Source organism: Psychrobacter immobilis (genome assembly GCF_904846225.1).
GTDB classification, from domain to species: Bacteria; Pseudomonadota; Gammaproteobacteria; order Pseudomonadales; family Moraxellaceae; genus Psychrobacter; species Psychrobacter immobilis_F.
The window spans coordinates 18,021-39,572 of the sequence record NZ_CAJGZJ010000023.1; the positions used below are offsets into that span (position 1 = coordinate 18,021).

The following is a 21,552-nucleotide window of genomic DNA, read 5'->3' on the forward strand; positions in this document are numbered from 1 at the left end:
AAATTATAAAACCTATCTTTGTCACTATTAAGACTATTGAATACTTTATTGGTTTGATTGTATTGTCGCGCTCAACATGTATAGTCAAAAAACAATAAAAGTGCGACAGTACTGCTGGAATGAATTTTTCGAAGCCTCTGTCTGCAACGGCACAGCAAGCGAAGAAAATTTATACCAGTAGTACCTGATTATTGATGTATCGATTTAACTTTTCACTGATTATAGTGCTCAATTTTTTATGTCCCTTTAAAGCGATGCTTTTTTATGCCCGATTTTTCTAGTGCCACTTATCAATTGACATCTGACCCCGCAGTAGCAAAGGCGTCTCAAACAACGGGCGAGCACACACGGCCACTGAGAGTCGCTATTAATGGCTTTGGACGTATCGGGCGTAATGTGCTGCGTGCCTTATTAGAACGCTTTGAGGTGTTGGGACGAGCCATCCATGTGGTCGCTATCAACGATTTGGCACCAGCTGATATTTTGCTGCATTTATTAAAGTTTGATAGTACACATGGGCGCTTAAGCCGATTGGGCGTCAGTGCTGAGATGGTAGCCAGTCAAGTCGATAACGATAGCAAAACTCAGCTTTGCCTGACCAAAAACAACCTGACGTATTGCATTAACATGCTCTCAGAGCCTGATCCAAAAAACTTATCATGGCAGGCGCTTGGTGTTGATGTGGTGCTAGAGTGTACGGGGCACTTTCGCTCTTACGATCAAGCCCATCTGCATATTGAGGCGGGCGCACACCAAGTGATTATTGGGGCGGCGCCTTTCGATGATGTTGATGCCTGTATTGTCATGGGTGTAAACACGGATGAGCTGACACGTGAGTTGCCGATCATCTCCAGCGTTTCTTGTACCACGCAGGCATTGGTGCCGCTGATTGATACACTGGATAAAGCATTTGGCGTAAAGTCAGCGATGATGACTGAGATTCATGCGGTGACGGCGGATCAAACTGTCTTGGATCAAGCGCACCGTGACCCAAGGCGCGCGCGTGCTTCTGGTTATAATATTATTCCAACCACGTCCAGCAGTATCGCTGCCACGGAACGTGTACTGCCAGCGATGATAGGCAAAATAAATGGTCACTCGATACGCGTGCCAACCATCGATGTTGCTGCTATTGATGTGACTTTTGTATTTGATACACCCAATGTAAGCATTGAGGCGGTTAGTGAGGTACTTAAATCTGCGAGCCAAGCGCATTTGTTAGATATTATGGCGTATACTGATGAGCCATTGGTATCCAGTGATTTTATTCACCAGACTGAATCGCTCATCATCGATGGTCAGCAGCTCATGCAAGTGGGTGATCAATATAAGGTTTTTGCTTGGTATGATAACGAGTGGGGTTATGCTAATAGGCTACTAGATATGTGCTTACATCTCGCTTCTAGCAAGTGATATATTAGCGATAAAGACGTATTAGTAAATTAATTTAATTTTTTTAGATTATACCCTTGCATTATAAAATGATATCTATATAATGATGCACAAATGGAGACGTGGCAGAGTGGTTGAATGCACCGGTCTTGAAAACCGACAAGGGTTTGTAGCCCTTCGAGAGTTCGAATCTCTCCGTCTCCTCCAAATTCGAAAAAGCCCCAATCAATACTGGTTGGGGCTTTTTTTTGGTCTTGTATAAATGCGCTTGCTCATGCTTTTTACTTCACTAACGTTTGACCAAACTCAATTTTTTGACCATCTGCTAACATCAGTGTGCCTTCACTAATATCAATGGTCAGGTCTTTGGTATTTTTAATAGCACGCATGACATTAATATCTTCAATACTACTTTCGATGATTATTTTGCCAGATTGTTCTGGCTTGATAGGCGGATCGAATTGTGTCAATGGGACATTAAAGTTTTTGCCTTTTTCCAAACTGGGATCTTGCATGGTTAGCTTGCCCTTAAAACTTTGAATAGCAACTTTGCCATGATTTGAGAGCATAAACTGTAGCTTTACTTGGTTTAAGCTGTCGCTATCACTGCTTTTGACAGGGAGGAGGGCAACAGGATATTTTATAGTAGTGTCTGCTGCTTGCTCACTAGTAACGATGGGGCTTTTTTTACCCGTTGGGTTATTGGGATGCAAACGTTCATACTCACGCTGCTGTACGAGCGCTTGTTTAATAGTGGTGCGCGGCATGGCACCCGACTCGTAGGCTTGGCTAAGCTTCATCCTTAGCATGTATCGACTCAGCAGTTGCTGATCGGCTTCAGGCATTTGCTCTAGAGTTGTACCGAGCTTCTCTTGCCATTGGTTAGAGTCGGTCGGTATGGTTGTTTTACTGAGATCGGTCTGCGGTTGCGAGCAGCCAGGAGCGATCACTAACGCCCCTAAAGTGATCGTTAATAACAAAGCTTTGTTTAAACGCTGATGTAAACCCATCATCGTACACCTCCTCCTAAGTCCTTATTGATAGTGACGATTACATTCTTAATATACCTTGTTTGAGAATCTGTTGTGTTTAGTGTGTGTTGAATACTCAAACACGCCCTAATTATGGCTAAATACTGTAGTAGTGAGCTTAATATTGTTATTCCTAGATAAAAGAGATACAAATATTATCACGCGCTACTGGAATAAATTTTCCTTGCTTACTGTGCCGTTGCAGACAGAGGCGGCGCAAAATTTATCCCAGTAGCACTGTCGTTGTTTCATAATGGATCGACTATATTTATTATAGCCACAAAAAAAGACTGAGCTTCTAAAAGATTAAGTTCACGTCAGAAAACTCAATCTTTTAGAAGCTCAGTCTTTTACAAGCTGGGTGTTTTTTATTAAAGGCAATAATTTTTTTAAAAGTAACAAGAGAGAAGTCTACTGTCACCACCTTTAATGATGGTTTTTATTTCTGCTTTTGATCGTTGTCTTGTAGCTCAGACAATGAGTGAGTAATATTATTATTATGTGTTACTACAATGGCTTCATCGATAATGTGTTGACTCACACCGCGTTTGCGTAGCGTTTCGATGAAAACTTCATCATGTGCCAGTGTGTAATCTTGATGGTCACGATCAAGCCCCTGACGAACGTACAAGCGAATTAGCCCTTGAATGCGTTTAAAACCCAAATCTGTCGACGTCGTTTCTAATAGTGCAATCATTTCTTCAGACAAACGAATACTGATCGGGCGCATGATTTTTTGCGGATGATCAGAAAACTTATTTTTTACATGTGCAGGAATCATAATAAACCATTACTTTTAGTGAGTAGGAGTAAAGCACTCAAACAAAAACTAGACCAATCAAAACTATCCTTACCATACAACAAAAACGCTCACAATAACACCACGGCCGCGCTAATATTATAGTCATCAAAAACAACAGTCATCAAAAACAACAGTCATAAGATATAAAACGATGACCATAAAAAAACCCTCATCATTATGTGATGAAGGTTTTTAGTATATGGCTCTCCAACCTGGGCTCGAACCAGGGACACACGGATTAACAGTCCGTTGCTCTACCAACTGAGCTATTGGAGAATAAGTCATCATAACAGTAAGTTATTTACACTTTATATAAAAGCTGATTACTTAGCTTGTTTGCGTTATGTGGGGCACATTTTAGCCAAGTAGCTAGAGGCTGTCAACCTTATTACACTATTAATTATAAATATTGTTGTAATCCATCAAAAATAGTCCTTTACCCCTTATTAATAGTAGTGTTTGGATATAGTCGATACTGAATAAAATGCATACACAAGACAATACTGCGTGACTGGAACAAACTTTTCTTTCTTTCTTTCTTTCTTGCTTCCTGTGCCTGCGCAGACAGAGACAACAAAAAATTTATCATCCCAAAAAGCCTCCGTCAGTGTTGTACATTGCTTTATAGCTTAATGTTCCGCCGGAGAGATTGACTATCTTTTTGAATATTAAGACAATCTCCCCAACACTTAAAAAAAGAAATCATACATTTGCCCTTCACATTGCTAGAATATTACGGTAAAATACCGACCGTGTGGTTTCTTTTGAGTCCTTGATTACTATTTAAGTCTTTTATTACTGCATATTTCATTTGAAACGGGTGTTTTAAATATGAGTCCGACTACTATTGCTTACGTTTATTTAGCCATTGCTATTGTCTGTGAAGTAATTGGCACGACTTTTCTTGCAAAATCAGAACAGTTCACTCGTTTGGTGCCGACACTGATTATGGGGGTGCTTTATGCCCTCTCATTTTATTTATTGACACAGACACTCAAGACGATACCGCTTGGTATTGCTTATGCGCTGTGGGGTGGATTGGGCGTTGTGCTGACGTCACTTGTGGGTGTGGTGATATTTAAGCAAAGTCTCGATACGGCAGCGGTGGTTGGCATTGCTATGATCGTGGGCGGAGTGGTAGTAATGAATTTATTGTCTAATTCTGTGGTGCACTGATATGAATATAGAAACAGAAAATGCGTATAAGCGTAAAAAACAGCCAGAAGTGGTTCGTCGTGCGCTGCTAGATCAAGCAGCACGCATAACGTTAGAGCAAGGTTTGTCTAAAGTTACTTTTCAAGCGGTCGCTGATGCGGTTGGGGTGACTAAAGGCGGCGTGATGCATCACTTTGCGACCAAAAATGCGCTGGTTCTTGAAGTGTTTAATGATGCGATGGCCAAGTTCGAGGCAGAAGTCGATACGGCGATGGACAAAGACCCTGTGCGTTACGGCTCTTTTACCCGTGCTTATATCGATGCCACTATCAGCCTAGGCGAGAAAGGGCAAAAAGAGTTTGATAATCAAGCAACATTATATGTGTTGATGCTGGGCGACAGTGAGATGCGTGAATTATGGGCGCAATGGGCGAATGAGCAATTGAAAAAGCATGAATCAACCGATAATACCGAAACATTATGTATGGTGCGTCTGGTCGCTGATGGGATTTGGCTCTCTGATTTTTCAGGCATTAGCATATCGGACAAAAAGTCACTACGTAAGCGTTTGATAAAAATGACGCAGCCTGACTTTGATTCATAAGACGAATGCAGTGCTTTGATTGAAACGCACTTTTAAACAGCTTATCGAAAACGAACTTTAAATAAAAAATCACGACATTTTATTTTAATACTTAATATTTTAATACGTAAACAATGACGAGCTATTTGGTTTGAGCGACTTTTTATTAATAACGCTGACCAGCCGTCGCAAGGAGAATTTATGACAGATTTAAATAACTTAACAGACATTATCGATTTAACAAAAGTACAAACGGCTTATATCAATGGTCGTTACGTAGCTGTGGATGAGTCGCTCACGACTTTTGAAGACATCAATCCAGCGACTGGTGAGGTGCTTGCAACCGTTCAGCAGACGAGCAATGAGCAAATTAATGAAGCGGTAAAAGCGGCTCATAAAGGTCAAAAGATTTGGGCGGCGATGACTGCTGTTGAACGTGGCCGTATTTTATTGAATGCCGTTGACATATTACGTGCGCGCAATGATGTGCTGGCATTGCTCGAAACCAAAGACACAGGTAAAGCCTACTCTGAAACTAAGTACGTCGATATCGTTACTGGTGCTGATGTCGTTGAGTATTATGCAGGACTTGCGCCCATGATTGAGGGTCGTCAAATTCCACTGCGTGACAGTAGCTTTGTCTATACTCGAAAAGAGCCGCTGGGCGTGGTAGCAGGCATTGGTGCTTGGAATTATCCGATTCAAATCGCGATGTGGAAAGCCGCACCAGCATTGGCTGCTGGTAACGCAATGATTTTTAAGCCATCAGAAGTTACGCCTTTAACGACGCTAAAACTGGCAGAAATCTTTACAGAAGCGGGACTGCCAGATGGTGTCTTTAATGTCGTACAAGGTAATCATGAAGTGGGTCAAGCACTGACTGAGCATCCTGATATCGCCAAAGTATCGTTTACAGGTGGCGTACCGACGGGCAAAAAAGTCATGTCAAGTGCGGCAGCTTCATCGTTAAAAGACGTGACCCTAGAGCTTGGTGGCAAATCGCCATTAATTATATTTGATGATGCGGATATCGATACCGCCGCTGACATCGCTATGATGGCTAACTTCTATAGCAGTGGTCAGGTATGTACCAATGGCACGCGAGTATTTGTACCCAAATCGCTACAAGCCAAGTTTGAGCAAGCTATCTTAACGCGTGTTGAGCGCATTAAGCTTGGCGACCCGATGGATGAAAGCATCAACATGGGGCCACTGGTCAGCTTCCCACATATGGAGAGAGTGCTTGGCTATATCAAGCAAGGTAAAGAGAGTGGCGCACGTCTGCTAACGGGTGGCGAACGTATTACGACTGAAGGGCTTGCCAGCGGTGCCTTTGTCGCGCCGACTGTATTTACTGATTGCACTGATGATATGAGTATCGTACGTGAAGAAATCTTTGGACCTGTTATGTCGATATTGACTTATGAGACCGAAGAAGAAGTTATTCGCCGCGCCAATGATACCGATTATGGTCTGGCGGCAGGGGTTGTGACTGCGGATCTAACACGCGCGCATCGAGTGATTGCACAAATTGAAGCGGGTATTTGCTGGTTGAATACGTGGGGCGAGTCAGCGGCTCAAATGCCAGTCGGTGGCTACAAGCATTCGGGTATTGGTCGTGAAAACGGCATTGAAGCCCTTGAGCACTATACTCAAACTAAGTCTATCCAAGTCGAATTGGGCGCGTTTGAATCTGTCTTTTAATTAATTTTATTGAGAAAAATTCAGACAGTAAGGTTTCTGTATTAGGTCTTATTTAGCCTTTTTTATCTAACCTTACTGCTACTAAATGATTTATATTTTTTCAATATTATGGAGCATGTTATGACATCAACCACACCTGAGTATGACTATATTATAGTTGGTGCAGGCTCAGCAGGAAATGTACTGGCTACGCGTTTGACCGAAGATAGCAATATCAAAGTGTTGCTGTTAGAGGCGGGTCGTCCAGACCATCGCTTAGACTTTCGCACGCAGATGCCCGCAGCGCTGGCAATGCCGTTGCAAGGGACAACTTACAACTGGGGCTATAAGACAGATCCTGAACCGTATATGAATAATCGCGTTATGGACTGTGGTCGCGGCAAGGGGCTAGGCGGCTCATCGCTTATCAACGGAATGTGCTACATCCGTGGTAATGCTTTGGATTTTGACGATTGGTCCAAAATCAAAGGCTTAGAGGATTGGACGTATCTAAACTGCTTACCTTATTTTAAAAAGTTAGAAAATTGTGACGCAGGCGAAAACGACTATCATGGTGTGGGCGGCCCTGTTGAAATGACCACCTCAAAACCTGGGGTTAACCCATTGTTTCAAGCGATGATTGAAGCGGGCGTGCAGGCGGGCTATCCGAGTACCGAAGACTTAAACGGTTATCAGCAAGAAGGTTTTGGTCCAATGGATCGCTTTGTGACCCCTAATGGTCGCCGCGCTTCGACCTCTCGCGGTTACCTTGATCGTGCCAAACCCCGTAGCAATATCACGATTTTAACGGGTGCATTGACCGATGTGATTTTGTTTGAAGGCAAGCGCGCTATCGGCGTCAAAGTCGAGCACGATGGTCAGACTAAGAACTTTCATGCCGCTCGTGAAGTCATCGTCTCGTCGGGTGCGATTGCCTCGCCGCAACTATTGCAGCGTTCAGGCATTGGCCCTGGTCAATGGCTCAAAGAGTTGGGCGTGACAGAAGTACTTGATTTACCAGGCGTCGGCAATAACTTGCAGGACCATTTAGAGCTGTATATGCAGTATGAATGCAAATTGCCAGTCTCGATTGCGCCTGCTAATAAATGGTGGAATAAGCCTGCGATTGGTGCGGAATGGTTATTCAATGGTACAGGGCTTGGGGCTTCTAATCAGTTTGAAGGTGGCGGCTTTATCCGTACCGATGAGAAGTTCACTCACCCCAATATTCAGTATCATTTTTTGCCATTAGCAGTGCGTTACGATGGCCGCAGTGCGGTCAAGTCGCATAGCTTCCAAGCGCATGTGGGTTCGTTGCGTTCGCCAAGTCGTGGTCGTGTCAAACTGACCTCAAAAGATCCCAGTGCTCATCCAAGTATCTTGTTTAATTATATGTCTCATGATCAAGACTGGCATGAGTTCCGCGCAGCCATGCGCATCACCCGTGAAATTATGCATCAGCCAGCGCTTGACCCTTATCGTGGTCGCGCCATTGCCCCAACCGATGATTTGGTGACCGATGCCCAACTGGATGAGTACGTGCGTAATCATAGCGAGACGGCTTATCATCCGTCTTGTACCTGTGCGATGGGTGATGGCAATGATTCGGTAGTCAATGGTGAAGGATTGGTACACGGCATTGATGGCTTGCGCGTCGTCGATGCGTCGATTATGCCAAACATCATCAGTGGTAATCTCAACGCGACCACCATTATGCTGGCAGAAAAAATCGCCGATAAGATGCGTAGCGTGCAGCTGCCACGTTCGACGGCAGATTATTTTACCGCTAACGGTGCACCACTGAGAACTGAGCCGATGCGTCATTATGGTGCTAGTTTATAAGCGCCAATTTCTAAATGCTAATAGATAAGCTGCCATACAAGCTATTAGCTAAGTAGTTATATAGTCAGGTCAATATAAAAAAGAGACAACAGGGCCGGGATAAATTTTTTGTCGCCTCTATCTACGCAGGCACAGTAAGTAAGAAAAATTTGTCCCAGTCACGCAGTATAGTGTCGTGTATCCATTTTATTCAGTATCGACTATATAAGACAATTTCGATAAAAAGACCTTTCTAAGCAAAGGTCTTTTTCATCAGCGTTCACATTTATAAAGATAAATATCGTTCTAGTGATATCTGCTTATTGTTGACTTTGCTGTTTGCAGAGCAATTTTTATTTATTGGTACTGCTTTGTGCGTCATGCGGTTATAGGCTCATAACGGACAAAGCAATACCCCATGGTTTTTAATTTATTGATTGAGGTCTTTTATGCACAGTTCGCCATCAGAAGATGCGACGAAACCTTTGAGTCTAAACAAAACAGTGTTTTTAGGCTCAGCTATTATCTCTATTTTATTAATAGCCTGGACTATTATTTTTCCAGACTATAGTCAAAAATTGCTCAGTTCAGGGATGGCATTTGTATCAGAGAGTTTTGGTTGGTATTACATGCTGGTAGTTGCCGCGTACAGTATTTTTTCTTTGTTTATCGGTCTTTCCAAATATGGTGACATCAAGCTTGGCCAAGATCATGAAAAAGCACAATTTCCGTTTTTAGCATGGGCCGCTATGCTGTTTTCAGCAGGTATCGGTATTGACCTGTTGTTCTTTGGTGCTTCTGAGCCATTGATGCATTATTTGACACCGCATGCGGGCATTGAGCCGGCAAGTGCTGATGCGATGCGTCAAGCAGTGGCTCAATCCTTTTTGCATTGGGGCTTACATGGCTGGGGTATTTATGCGCTAATCGGGATGTCATTGGCTTATTTTGCTTATCGCAAAAACATGCCACTGGCACTACGGTCTCCTTTGACGCCCATTTTCGGTGAGCGCTTGATCAAAGGCTGGCTTGGTGATGGAATCGATACTTTTGGGGTCGTTTGTACCTTGATGGGCATCGCCACCAGTTTAGGTATTGGTGTATTGCAAGCCAACGCTGGGCTGACGCATGTATTCGGGATTGAGTCGAGCAAAATGGTGCAGACGATCATTATCGTTTGTGTGATTATTGCAGCTGCCATTTCAGCAACGACGGGTGTTGAAAAAGGTGTGCGTCGTCTGTCTGAGTTGAACATGATTGGCGCTATTTTATTGCTCGTTGCCATATTGATTATGGGCAATACCGTTTATTTGCTCAATACCTTTACCCAAAATATTGGTCAGTATTTTCAAACAATCGTGGGAAAAACGTTTGACGTCTATGCCTATGATGGACAAGCTGGCGCTGATTGGAAGTCAGCATGGACGATATTTTTCTGGGCATGGTGGGTGGCTTGGGCACCGTTTGTTGGGTTGTTTATCGCTCGAATCAGCCGTGGTCGCACCTTGCGTGAGTTTGTATTTGGGGTGATGTTTATTCCACTCGGTTTTATCTTCGCATGGTTTTCTATCTTTGGTAACTCAGCGATACAGCTGGTTGCAAATGGCGCAACTGAGCTGGGCGACGTCGCTTTAAATGATGCCGCGATGGGTATGTTTGCCTTGTTTGAGTATTATCCGTACAGCAGCGTATTGTCGATTGCTGGTGTGTTGATCGGTTTGGTTTTCTTTATTACTTCAGCCGACTCAGGTGCTTTAGTGCTAGCAAATCTTAGCTCAAGAGGAATGACTAATGACACGGATGCGCCCGTTTGGCTGCGTCTGTTTTGGGCAGCTGCCACAGGTTTGATTACCCTCGGCTTGCTTTTTGCGGGTGGTTTTTCTTCATTACAATCAGTATCTGTCATCGCAGGATTACCGTTCTCGATTGTTCTGGTGCTGTACATGGTCGCTATGTGGAAATCACTAAAAGAAGAAGGCAACAAACGCAAAGCCAGTACGGTAGGCACGGCGAATGTATTGGACAGTGGTAAGGGTTGGAAAGCTAGACTACAGCGCATTGTCAGTTTTCCGAGTCACTCACAGGTCGAGCGATTTTTACAAAATGTCGTTAGACCTGCTATGACTGAGGTCGAAAATGAGCTCAAAGCAGGCGGTCTCACAACGGCTTTAGATGTCCGTAATCTGGCTCATATTGGTCAAGATATCGATGATGGTATGGGAGAGAGTAGTGGACAGATAGAGGGTTTAAAACTGCGCGTTGGTCATGGCGATCAAGATGATTTTGTTTATGAAGTCAATCTTATTAAGGCTGAACGACCCAATTTTACGCTCAATACCTCAACCAAGCATGCCGAGCATTATTATCGTGCTGAGGTGTTCTTAAGTGAAGGCTCGCAAGAGTATGACTTGGTTGGCTACACCAAAGAGCAAGTACTGGTCGATATCCTAAACCAGTACGAGCGCCATTTGCAGTATTTGCATTTAGAGCGTTAATTGCTTGCAATCGTGCTATCAGCTCGTATATGCACAGTAATCTTTGAGTAAAGCACTCATAAGACATAACCCCATAAGTTGGATTCAGCTTATGGGGGTTTTTTATGCAAAATAAAATGTGGCTATATAGGGTAAAATACACAGAGATAAAACGTACGAGTTTTAAGGTATAGATAAAGGATAGAGCCGTGACCACATTAAAATATATTGCTCATTACTCAGAGCAAATTCAGACGCAAGCCGCGCTACTGATAAGCGATAATAGATTGGGTGAATATCTCGAAAACAAATACCCAAATCAGCACCAAGTACAAAGTGACAAAGCTCTTTATCATCACATAAATGAGATAAAAAACCAATATATGCGCAAAATTGGCCAGCTGTCTAATGTCAGTTATAGCAGCAAATTAACTGTGCTTAAACATGCGCTGGGCATTCATACCACTCAGTCTCGCGTACAAGGCAACAAGCTCAAATCGCACAATAGCATCACGGTTGCCAGCTTATTTAAGGAAGCGCCGCCTGAGTTTTTACGTATGATTGTCGTGCATGAGTTAGCGCATTTCAAAGAGCATGAGCACAATAAAGCTTTTTATCAATTGTGCTGTCACATGGAACCGGATTATCATCAGTTTGAGTTAGATACGCGCTTGTGGTTGCACTGGCGAGAGCAATGACTTAATTGATTATGTTCGAGCTATATTTTTATCGATCTCTTAAAAGCTCAGAGCGATAATAATCATGCTAAGCTTACGCGTACTATAGTTAATTCACTATAAAAGCGTGATAGCGTTAGCCTCGCTTGACGTAGCAAATATACCTCTACACTAGGTTGCCTTGTACCACTTTCAAATTGAATCAACGATAACTCTTAAATTTTTAAATCGTGCATTGAGTCACACTTTTTTATTACTTCACCAAACATAGAGAAAAAAATGATTAATACCAAAATATATAAAGCAATTTATACGTTAGCTGAAGAATTATTGGAAGCGGATCGTATCGGCAACCAAGCGGCGTTTGATGGATTTTATGCAGAGCTAAAGGCCATTTGTACTGACAACGAAAATACCCATAAAGATCATCCAGAACAGTGGGAAACGCTAGCAGACTTCACTGAGGATTTGGACGAAGCATTAGTCATTTATGACAAAGCGCTCACCAAAGCCACTGCCATTAATTCGAAAGATCATATGTCATCGATTGCCTTTTCTATGGCTGTTTTGCAAATTGAGATGGGCCAAAAGGATGCCGCCATTAAAAATTTACAAAATGCCAAAATCAGTGCGAATAAGATTGAGGATAAAGAGTTTAAAGTTGAGATAGATGAGCTATTGACGAAATTATTGGCTGAATAGTAGTGATTCTTAGGAAAAGTATATGCCGCCCAAGATGAGGACGCGCCCTAAATCAAGAAAAATTATGATGGTTGTCCAATAGGATAGTTGATGAATGATTCAGTCGAGAAAGAAAAGCCGCATAAACGGGCATGGCTCATTCCTTTTGTTTGCCTATTGGTTGGGGGTGCACTGATAGGCATCTCTACCAATTTGGCAAAATATGCAGGTCAGATAGGTATTACGCCCCTCGCTTTTTTGTTTTGGTCAATCACGGGCGCGGCCATTATATTATTGGTCGTTGCTTTGTTAAAGCAGCAATTACCACCTTTAAGTGCGCGTAGCTTTGAGTATTATTTCGTCGCCGCCCTTATCAGTGTGGCAGGTTCTAATTTATTGCTGTTTTCTGCTATTCCGCATGTCGGTGCAGGTTTTGTCGCCTTAATTATCTCACTACCGCCATTACTGACCTATCTTGGCGCACTAACGCTACGGATGGAGCGATTTAATGTCATCCGAGCTTTGGGTGTGGCCGCTGCTCTTATGGGGGCAGGAGTACTGGCATTGCGTAAGTTTACAGCGCCAGATGCCAGTATGTTTTGGATTTTAATCGCGCTTTGTGGCCCTGTATTGCTGGCTATTGGCAATATATACCGTACATTACGCTGGCCTGATAAAGCATCGCCTCATGCACTCGCTCCCGGTATGCTGATAGCGGCTGCGCTACTGCTACTTGCATTTGGTGCTTTGCCCAATTTTTCAGTCACGATATCGCTTGCCGAGTGGTTGCCTCTCAGTTTGATTGTTATACAAGCAGGCGTGTTTGCTGGTCAGTTTTTATTGTTATTTGTCCTACAGAAGACCGGAGGGCCGGTATTATTGAGTTTGTTAGGCTCGGTAGGTGCAGTTGTTGGCGTTCCTGTCGCTATTTTTTTACAAGGAGAGAGCCCGCCAGCAGGTTTATTTTTGGGTGCTTCGCTGATAGCCATTGGTGTGGCTTTGGTGACATGGGGCGGGATAAAGATATCGACAGATAATATAGTCAGCTCATAGAAGAGTGACGCCAAAAAGCGGTATGTTGCTATAAACTTTCCTCATATATAAGTATTGGTCATAGTTATTTCATAATTGGTTACGATTATCTAGAATCATTTTTTGAGAATAGCAAAAAAAAGGAGTATAAATACGTTGGTTATTTCCATCACGGATTAAGGCTATGAATGCAGCCAAGCATTATCGATTGTTAAATAATTTTATGATCTTTATTAGTATCGTTGGCATTGCGGTTGCTTTACTCGATAGTGGTTTTAGTTTATCCAGTTGGCTAAAACAGATTTTTCATATTTTTTATTTGGCTATTATCTTTTTGGGCTTCATTTTGACGGCGGGGCGCTATTTCTACATCAAAAAACCGCTCACCTTCAATAAGGTAGCGGTTTTTGATTTTCTCACCAGTATCGCGATTATCGTTCTATTGGCAGCGCATTTCACTGACTTAATACGCTCAGGGCTTGCTGGTGCTGTTGATGGTTTTGTTGCCATAAAGGTCGCCGTCTTTGTCACCTTTATTCGTGAAATGTCTGACCACGATTTTAATCTCAAACGCACCTTTTTAAATCCTGCACAGTTTTTTATCTTAAGCTTTTTATCAGTGGTGTTAATTGGCGCATTACTACTCATGATGCCCAATGCAACGACGCAGCCTTTGTCGTTCGTCGATGCGCTATTTACCGCCACGAGTGCTGTTTGTGTGACTGGTCTTATCGTCGTAGATACCGCGACTTATTTTACGACTTTTGGGCAAGTCATCATTATGGGGCTGATACAAATCGGCGGCCTAGGTATTTTGACCTTTGTGACTTACTTTAGTTACTTTTTTAAGGGCGGCGTCAGTTATGAGACCCAAGCAAGCATCAGTGAGATGTCTTATCTGCGCAGTATGGGCGATGTAGTGTCCACTCTCAAGTCTATCTTGTATGTGACATTTGCTGTTGAAGCGGCAGCGGCGGTACTGATTTATATCAGTATTTATGACATACCTAATATGCCTTGGTCTGAGCAGTTATTTTTTTCGATCTTTCATGCCGTTTCTGCGTTCTGTAATGCGGGATTTTCTACGTTTAGCGCGGGACTGTATGATGATTCTTTACGTTTTAATTATCCACTACAGCTGATTATTGCCTTTACTTTTATCTTTGGGGGTATGGGCTTTAGTATCGTGGTCAATGTGCTGCGTTATCTACGTTATCGTGTTCAGCGATTGATCTATCGTCGTAACGATCAGCGCAGTGCCTACCAGCCATGGTTACTCAATATCAATAGCCGTATTACGTTAATTACAACGGGCGCGTTATTGCTGATCGGTCTCATCGGTGTGATGATATTTGAATACAACAACGTACTCGCTGAACATGCCAGCTTTTTTGGCAAGCTCGTGACAGGCTTATTTATCGCGGCCACCCCGCGTACCGCAGGATTCAATAACATTGATATGGAAGCACTCGCGTTTCCATCGATTATGTTGACGATTTTTTTGATGTGGATTGGTGCGTCTCCCAACTCGACGGGTGGTGGTATCAAGACCAGTACCTTCGCTATTGCGCTATTAAATACGCTGAGTTTGGCGCGTGGGCAGACCAAGGTTGAAGTGTTCAAAAGGCAAATTGCTGAAATCTCCATTCGCCGTGCGTTTTCTATTATGTGGCTGTCACTGCTCGTTATCGGTATGGGTGTGACGCTCATCAGTTACGACCAACCAGAGCTTGATTTGATCAAAGTAGTTTTTGAGTGCTTTTCGGCTTATAGCACGGTGGGATTGAGCTTGAATTTGACGGCGCATTTATCAGATTTTAGTAAACTTGTGGTTTCTGTCATTATGTTCGTTGGACGTGTGAGTATGCTGACGATCTTTATTGCGCTGCTCAAAAATATGCGCCAAACCAATTATCGCTATCCAACAGAAGACATTACTATTAACTAACTCGTCGCACAAAAACCATAGGCGACCCGCTATAAAACGCATAAAAAAAGGATAAGGTCATGAGGTATATTATCGTAGGGTTAGGCAATTTTGGCTCATCGCTAGGTATGGCATTGACCCGCCAAGGTCATGAGGTGATTGGCGTTGATAACAGTATGCACAAGGTCGAAGCTTATAAAGAGACAATTTCTCATACCATCTGTATGGATGCGACTGATGAATCGACAGTGAAAGGCTTGCCGATTGCTGATACCGACATGGTCATCGTGGCTATTGGTGAGGACCAAGGCGAAAATGTGATGGCAACGGCGCTCTTTAAAACCTTAAAAGCCAAGCGTTTGATTAGTCGAAGTATCAATCCATTGCATGAAAAGGTGCTGCAAGCTATCGGTGTTGATGACATTATTCATCCTGAAAAAGAAGCCGCCAAGCGCTGGGCCAAAAGACTGTCGCTACGGTATTTTGTAGACTCGTTTGAGTTAAGCGATCACTTCAGTCTGGTGGAGATTAGCATTCCAATCTCTTTAATTGGTCAAACGATTGATGAATTACAGTTGGAGCAAAAGTTCAATATTCGATTGCTTAGTACGCTGCGCTATGAGTATTATGAAGACAGTTTTGGTCGCACGCAAAGTAAACCAAGTATTCAAGGCTTGGCGACGCCTGATCAGGTATTGAAAGACAAAGACATCCTGATAATCTATGGCGATAACAAGCACATCAATCAGTTCCTGCGTAGCGTCGGTGTAAAAATTAAATAAAATTTTGCGACAGCAGTGATCTGAGAAGGCGAGGGGAAGACTTATGAATAAGCGTAATATATCTGTCTTATTAATCACTATGATGACACTATTGTCAGGCTGCAATCAATCTGCGCAAGATCCGAATGTCGTCCTGTCCAAAGATCAGCACGATCCAATTAAAGAGTTAGAGATGACATCGGACGTGGATCGTAGTCAGTTTGGCTACCATCAAACATTTTATGTGCCTATCTACTCAGACATTTATACGGACAGAGACAACCGCAAAGTTTTATTATCAGCGACGTTAAGTGTCCGCAATACCACGCTAAAAAAATCGCTTTATGTCAATAAGATTGACTATTACGATACCAATGGGACGTTAGTAAAATCTTATTTAAACAAACCGATTGAGCTTCCAGCGATGGCGACGCTCAACTATATCGTCGAAAAAGAAGAAGATAAAGGCGGTTCAGGGGCCAATTTTATTATCGAAGTCGAAGGCATAGACGAGAGCGTCAAACCTGTCATTGAAGCAGTCATGATTGGTAATTTTAGCAATAAAGGTTTTGCCTTTAGTACAGAGGGCACGCCAGTCGTGCCATGATGAACGAGGAAGGGACGCCTCAATAGAGATTATTCAATTCAAGGAAGCGTTATGTCTGCAACCAAGGAAGAAATCATTGCCTTTATGGCACTAGAATTTCCACAAACCAAATGCACCGTCGAGTCAGTCGATGAAACAGGCTCGACGCTAGCGCACGATATTGGTATAAACGAGCTGCGCCCCGGTGGCACAGTCTCTGGGCCAGTGCTGATGAGCATCGCTGATGTCGCCATCTATGTCGCGATACTTGGCAAAATTGGTATCGTGCCGTTGACCGTGACGACGAGCCTTACCATCAATTTTTTGCGTAAACCCTCGGCGGACGCCCGCATTATCGCGGATTGTACCTTAATGAAAGTAGGGCGCACGCTCATCGTGGGCGAGGTTTCTCTTTACTCAGAAGGGTCGAGCGATTTGGTGGCACACGTGGTGGGCACCTACTCTGTACCACCCAAGCAAACTTAATGGTTATTGGTATGAGGGGTGATATCAGCAGCAGCCTCAATAGGTTGCTTTGTGGCAGTTTTATAGAGTGCCAAGTTCATTGACGATGCCGATTAAGTTCTGATTAAACGCCTCATTAGTGACAACGCCTGTCTCTACATCGAAGTTGTCAAAGAAATTGGGTAGTGACAATGCGCCAATGACGTTTGCGGCAAAGTAGGGGGCTGATGCTTGTGCGGTGGCTAAAACGCTTTGCGCGCCTCCGGGACCAGGTGAGGCTGCTAGCATAAGAACCGGTTTATTCTGAAACACCTTCATGTCTATGCGCGATGCCCAATCAAACAGATTTTTATAGGCGGAGGTATAAGAGCCATTATATTCGGCAAAGGACAGAACGATTATATCTGCTGCGCTAATAGCCTCATAAAAATCGTGCGCCAATTGAGGAATACCGCTCTCTGCTTCTCTCTCCTCGCTAAATATGGGCATTTCAAAGTCGTGTATATCGATTAATGAGACATCTGCGTTATTGATCTGCTGTGCTGCATAAAAAGCCAGTTTTTTATTAATAGAGTCTTTGTTATTGCTCGTGCCAAACGCCAGTACTTTCATAGTAAATCCTCATAATTTGTATTATTACAAGTGTATGGTGGGGGCGAATTTAAAGGTCTCAATGCCAAGGTCTCAATACTGGTGTATGTCGCAAGTATCTAGGGTGTGTCCTCATAAACTATAAAGCAGATTGCTTTTTGAGCATGGTCGCGCTTGTAACTGCTAACACTACAGAACGTTCCCAACATCGCCGAGACCGTTCTGTTTATCATTCATCTATAGTCGGTTTTAAATAAAATAATTACAAATATGATCATGCGCTACTGGTATAAATTTTTCTCGCTTGCTGTGTGCTTTGCACTCCAGAGGCATCGAAAAATTCATCCCAGCATCGCTGTATTCTTTTTAAAGTGAATTGACTATTTGTCAGATAGAATTTTTTTAAAGCGCAATAAACGCAGCGCATTAAGTGTCACCAGAACGGTTGCGCCCGTATCAGCGAGCACGGCAATCCATAATCCTGTTATGCCAAATATAGTAGTGATCAAAAACACACCCTTCAAACCTAACGCGAGCAACACGTTTTGATGAATGTTTGTCATGGTTGCACGCGACAATGCCACCAAATGTACGACATCTGTGATTCGGCTCTTTAGTAATGCGATATCGGCTGTTTCAATGGCCACGTCAGTGCCACCACCCATCGCGATACTGACATCTGCGGTTGCTAGTGCGGGCGCGTCATTAATACCATCACCCACCATGGCTATTTTGCTATTGTGTTTCATGTCATTGAGTAATCGCAGCTTGTCTTCTGGTAAAAGTTCGGCTTTCCACTCTATGTTTAAATCACTGGCAAGCGCTTTAGCCGTGCGGCGATTGTCGCCTGTTAGCATCACTGAGCGCACGCCCATCGCTTTGAGCTGTGCCACGCCTTCTTGCGCGTCGCCTCGTAATTCGTCTCGCAATGCCACCAATCCAAGTACCTCACAGTTTTGTTCATCGAATAATACCGAGACCGTTTTGCCTTCATTTTGTAACAACTCAATATGTGCCTGCTGTTTGGGTAAAAGCAACGCTTCATTAGTTGCATAAATAGGCGAACCGATGGCTAAAGAGCGACCAGACACCGTTGCATGTACTGCTTTACCCGCAGTAGCATAAGCATTAGAGGCAATCGGTACAACGATATTGGCTGATTCAGCATGACGGACAATCGCATCTGCAAGCGGGTGGCTAGAGCCAGATTCTACACTGGCGAAGAGCGCTAATACTTCATTCTGAGCTTGGGCAACCATATCTCCTTGTTTAAAGGAAACGACGTCGGTCACGCGCGGCTTACCTTCAGTCAGCGTCCCTGTTTTATCAAAAACGATCGTGTCCACTTTGCCGATGGTCTCCAAAGCGCTACCACCCTTGATGAGTAGTCCACGACGCGTACCAACTGCGAGTCCAGAGGCAATCGCCGCTGGCGTGGATAGCACCAGTGCACAAGGACAGGCGATCAATAACAGCGCCAGACCGCGATATACCCAAGTTGCCCATTCGCCTCCCATTGCTAACGGCGGGATAATAATAATCAGAGCGGCAAGCGCCATCACCGCTGGTGTGTAGTAGCGACTGAATTCTTCAATAAAACGAGCAGTAGGCGCTTTAGATGCTTGCGCTTGCTCTACCATCTTAACGATACGTGCAATGGTATTGTCGGTAGCCGTCTTTGCCACACGTACTTGCAGCACCCCATCGACGTTGATTGAACCTGCGAATACGTCCTCATCTTTAGTCTTTGCAACAGGAACCGACTCTCCTGTGATGGGCGATTCATCAAGACTAGACGTGCCTTGCATAATGACGCCATCGGCAGGAACCTTATCGCCTGGTCGCACCAGCACTATGTCGTTCACTTGCAGAGAGTCAGCAGAAACATTAAGCTGTCTACCTTGCGCGTCTAGTAAAATTGCAGCCTTCGGAATCAGCGACGACAAAGCTCTGATACCCGCTCGAGCATTGTTGGCCGCCACGCTTTCTAGCAGCTCGCCAATTGAGAACAAGAAAACAACGGCGGCGGCTTCTTCAGCTTCACCAATGATAATCGCCCCAATGGCGGCAACCGTCATTAGCATCTCGATTGAGAAAGGTGAGCCTGATGCAGCCATGACAAAGGCTTTACGACCAAACGGCAAAACCCCAATGAGTACCGCTGCTGTAAATAACCACATTCCGTAATCAGGAAAAAATAGCGCTAGTGCGTAAGTAACACTCATGAGCGTACCAAGACCAATCACTTGCTGACCTTTTCGAGTTTGCCACCAGCGCTGAGGCTGTGTCATCGCTTGGTTGTCATTATCAACAGTTGATGCGGTTTGTTGGTTATTATCAGCGGTTATACCAAAACCAAGGCTTTTGATGGTTTTCTCGATATCACTGCCTTGAGTTGCTGCCTCAGGTGACAAGGTCAATTCTAATTGTTCTGTCGTAAAGTTCAATTGAATGTCAGAAACGCCAGGCATACGTACCAGCGCTTTTTCTATCTTGCCGACACAACTAGCACAGTCCATACCTTCAATATGATATTTCATAAGATTTATTCCCCAAATAGAGACAGTATGAACCCTCTAGTGGCTTCAGAGTCAACACCCTCTATATCCAATCTGAGTGAATATATTTGATTTTTTTGCTTCGAAACTCTATAGTTACTTTATTGTTTAAATGATGGAGATGGTTATGCTGATGAAGATAGGTGAGCTTGCTAAACGTACGGAATCCACTGTCGAAACCATTCGATATTATGAAAAAGAGAAATTGTTACCCATAGCGATTCGTAGTGAAGGAAATTACCGTTTATATCGAGAAGAGCATGTCGAACGTCTGCAATTTATCTTGCACTGTCGTACGCTTGACATGACTTTGGCCGAAGTAAGAACGCTGCTTCAATCTTGGGACACGCCTGATGAAAACTGCGGTGATGTCAATAGCTTGCTAGATGAGCATATTCACGCGGTAGAGATACATATGGAAAAATTGAGGCAACTAAAACATCATCTCACCGCTTTACGCCAAAAATGTAGAAGCGAGACCTCAGCTGAGTCATGCGGGATATTAAATGCCCTTGCCGATAACTCTTGTCATTAGTAGCGAGTTTTTTTGATTGATCGAAGTACGATGTACTTGAATTAATTTCACTATCGTCAGTTTGATATAAAGAAGTTGTCTACAGACATTGATTTGAATAATAAACGTGGTGAAATAAATGATAAGAGAACTTAAAACCTTAGTCGCAGTTTGCGAATTAGACGGTTTTGCCGCTGCTGCTCGGCATGTCAATCTTACGCCATCTGCGGTCAGTGCGCAGATTAAAAACTTAGAAGATAATCTAGGGCTATCGTTATTTACTCGTACTGCTAGAGCCATTACGCTCAATCCGCAGGGCACACGTATTTTGCCTATTGCCAAAGAAATCTTAGCGCTTTATGTGACCATGCAGCTACCCTCAGATACTGACATTGCTAGCTATTATGGGCAGCTCAAGATTGGTGCTATAAACTCAGTACAAGTGGGTATTTTGCCAGAGGCTCTAAAAGCGATTACCTTATTAGCACCGTTAATGCAGACAGAAGTCATCCCGGGGCGTTCTGTAGAGCTGTTTGAAAAGTTGGAGCTGGGAAGTATAGATGCGGCTATAACCATACAGCCCGCTTTCGCTTTGCCCAAAGATATTGTAATTGAGTCTATTACGACTGAGCCTTATGTGTTGATTAGTCCTAAAAATTGGCCTTTTTATAGTCTCAGACAAACGCTTGAGCAGCATCCTTTTATCCATTACAGTTTACAGTCCTCAGCGGGGGTTACGAAACAGCTAAATAAAATATATCTAATTATACTTATTTCTATCTATAATAGATAAATTGTATTGTAAGATAGAGTTGGGGA

At 43.5% G+C, this 21,552-nt stretch carries 19 protein-coding genes and 2 tRNA genes; 16 read left to right on the forward strand and 5 right to left on the reverse strand.

The genetic code is table 11. The annotated features are described in order from the left end of the window. The first annotated feature begins 264 nt into the window (after positions 1-264). Both JMX48_RS12210 and JMX48_RS12215 read left to right on the forward strand, forming a co-directional pair. A complete protein-coding gene (locus JMX48_RS12210; protein WP_201538189.1) occupies positions 265-1,413 on the forward strand; it encodes a type I glyceraldehyde-3-phosphate dehydrogenase in 1,149 nt (382 codons plus the stop codon). Positions 1,414-1,508: 95 nt separating this feature from the next. Continuing rightward, positions 1,509-1,599: transfer RNA gene (locus JMX48_RS12215), tRNA-Ser, on the forward strand. 74 nt (positions 1,600-1,673) lie between these two features. Here JMX48_RS12215 and JMX48_RS12220 read toward each other — a convergent pair. The 3 genes from JMX48_RS12220 to JMX48_RS12230 all read right to left on the reverse strand — a co-directional run bounded on the left by JMX48_RS12220 (position 1,674) and on the right by JMX48_RS12230 (position 3,501). Then, entirely contained in the window at positions 1,674-2,405 is a 732-nt protein-coding gene (locus JMX48_RS12220) for a hypothetical protein (RefSeq protein ID WP_227688009.1), read from the reverse strand. 457 nt (positions 2,406-2,862) lie between these two features. Beyond that, positions 2,863-3,204, reverse strand: a complete 342-nt coding sequence (locus JMX48_RS12225) for a CopG family transcriptional regulator (RefSeq protein WP_201538191.1) — start codon at positions 3,202-3,204, stop codon at positions 2,863-2,865. A gap of 221 nt (positions 3,205-3,425) precedes the next feature. Continuing rightward, positions 3,426-3,501, reverse strand: a tRNA-Asn gene (locus JMX48_RS12230). 555 nt (positions 3,502-4,056) lie between these two features. Here JMX48_RS12230 and JMX48_RS12235 point away from each other — a divergent pair. From JMX48_RS12235 to JMX48_RS12290, 12 genes are all read left to right on the forward strand, one after another. Beyond that, positions 4,057-4,401 (forward strand): DMT family transporter, encoded by a 345-nt coding sequence (locus JMX48_RS12235; protein WP_201538193.1) that lies wholly within the window; start codon positions 4,057-4,059, stop codon positions 4,399-4,401. Between the two features lies 1 nt (position 4,402). Further along, positions 4,403-4,984 carry a TetR/AcrR family transcriptional regulator gene (locus tag JMX48_RS12240; protein ID WP_227688010.1) on the forward strand — a complete coding sequence of 194 codons (582 nt, stop codon included), beginning with the start codon at positions 4,403-4,405 and terminating at the stop codon, positions 4,982-4,984. A 180-nt stretch (positions 4,985-5,164) separates the two neighbouring features. Next, positions 5,165-6,667 carry a betaine-aldehyde dehydrogenase gene (gene betB, locus JMX48_RS12245; RefSeq protein WP_201538195.1) on the forward strand — a complete coding sequence of 501 codons (1,503 nt, stop codon included), beginning with the start codon at positions 5,165-5,167 and terminating at the stop codon, positions 6,665-6,667. Between the two features lie 120 nt (positions 6,668-6,787). Then, entirely contained in the window at positions 6,788-8,488 is a 1,701-nt protein-coding gene (gene betA / locus JMX48_RS12250) for a choline dehydrogenase (RefSeq protein ID WP_201538197.1), read from the forward strand. 428 nt (positions 8,489-8,916) lie between these two features. Next, positions 8,917-10,962: a choline BCCT transporter BetT gene (gene betT, locus JMX48_RS12255; RefSeq protein ID WP_201538199.1), complete on the forward strand. Its 2,046-nt coding sequence runs from the start codon at positions 8,917-8,919 to the stop codon at positions 10,960-10,962. Positions 10,963-11,150: 188 nt separating this feature from the next. Then, positions 11,151-11,639, forward strand: a complete 489-nt coding sequence (locus JMX48_RS12260; RefSeq protein ID WP_201538201.1) for a M48 family metallopeptidase — start codon at positions 11,151-11,153, stop codon at positions 11,637-11,639. Positions 11,640-11,897: 258 nt separating this feature from the next. Then, a complete protein-coding gene (locus tag JMX48_RS12265; protein WP_201538203.1) occupies positions 11,898-12,320 on the forward strand; it encodes a tetratricopeptide repeat protein in 423 nt (140 codons plus the stop codon). A gap of 90 nt (positions 12,321-12,410) precedes the next feature. Further along, the gene (locus tag JMX48_RS12270; protein WP_201538205.1) at positions 12,411-13,352 is read left to right on the forward strand and encodes a DMT family transporter; all 942 of its coding nucleotides are present in this window, start codon (positions 12,411-12,413) and stop codon (positions 13,350-13,352) included. A gap of 163 nt (positions 13,353-13,515) precedes the next feature. After that, the gene (locus JMX48_RS12275) at positions 13,516-15,279 is read left to right on the forward strand and encodes a TrkH family potassium uptake protein (protein ID WP_201538207.1); all 1,764 of its coding nucleotides are present in this window, start codon (positions 13,516-13,518) and stop codon (positions 15,277-15,279) included. A 59-nt stretch (positions 15,280-15,338) separates the two neighbouring features. Beyond that, positions 15,339-16,040: a potassium channel family protein gene (locus JMX48_RS12280; RefSeq protein WP_201538209.1), complete on the forward strand. Its 702-nt coding sequence runs from the start codon at positions 15,339-15,341 to the stop codon at positions 16,038-16,040. A gap of 43 nt (positions 16,041-16,083) precedes the next feature. Next, positions 16,084-16,626: a DUF3124 domain-containing protein gene (locus tag JMX48_RS12285; RefSeq protein WP_201538211.1), complete on the forward strand. Its 543-nt coding sequence runs from the start codon at positions 16,084-16,086 to the stop codon at positions 16,624-16,626. 51 nt (positions 16,627-16,677) lie between these two features. Continuing rightward, positions 16,678-17,091 (forward strand): PaaI family thioesterase, encoded by a 414-nt coding sequence (locus JMX48_RS12290; RefSeq protein ID WP_201538213.1) that lies wholly within the window; start codon positions 16,678-16,680, stop codon positions 17,089-17,091. A gap of 60 nt (positions 17,092-17,151) precedes the next feature. Here the strand turns inward: JMX48_RS12290 and JMX48_RS12295 are convergent, their stop codons facing one another. Continuing rightward, complete coding sequence (locus tag JMX48_RS12295) at positions 17,152-17,682, reverse strand: NADPH-dependent FMN reductase (RefSeq protein WP_201538215.1); 531 nt, start codon at positions 17,680-17,682, stop codon at positions 17,152-17,154. A 359-nt stretch (positions 17,683-18,041) separates the two neighbouring features. Next, on the reverse strand, positions 18,042-20,201 hold the full coding sequence (locus JMX48_RS12300) for a heavy metal translocating P-type ATPase (RefSeq protein WP_201538217.1): 2,160 nt from the start codon (positions 20,199-20,201) through the stop codon (positions 18,042-18,044). A gap of 145 nt (positions 20,202-20,346) precedes the next feature. On the opposite strand from JMX48_RS12300, the gene cadR reads away from it, so the two are divergent. Together cadR and JMX48_RS12310 are read left to right on the forward strand one after the other, a co-directional pair. Next, a complete protein-coding gene (gene cadR / locus JMX48_RS12305; RefSeq protein ID WP_201538219.1) occupies positions 20,347-20,754 on the forward strand; it encodes a Cd(II)/Pb(II)-responsive transcriptional regulator in 408 nt (135 codons plus the stop codon). A 118-nt stretch (positions 20,755-20,872) separates the two neighbouring features. Next, the gene (locus tag JMX48_RS12310; protein ID WP_201538221.1) at positions 20,873-21,526 is read left to right on the forward strand and encodes a LysR family transcriptional regulator; all 654 of its coding nucleotides are present in this window, start codon (positions 20,873-20,875) and stop codon (positions 21,524-21,526) included. Positions 21,527-21,552 lie beyond the last annotated feature (26 nt).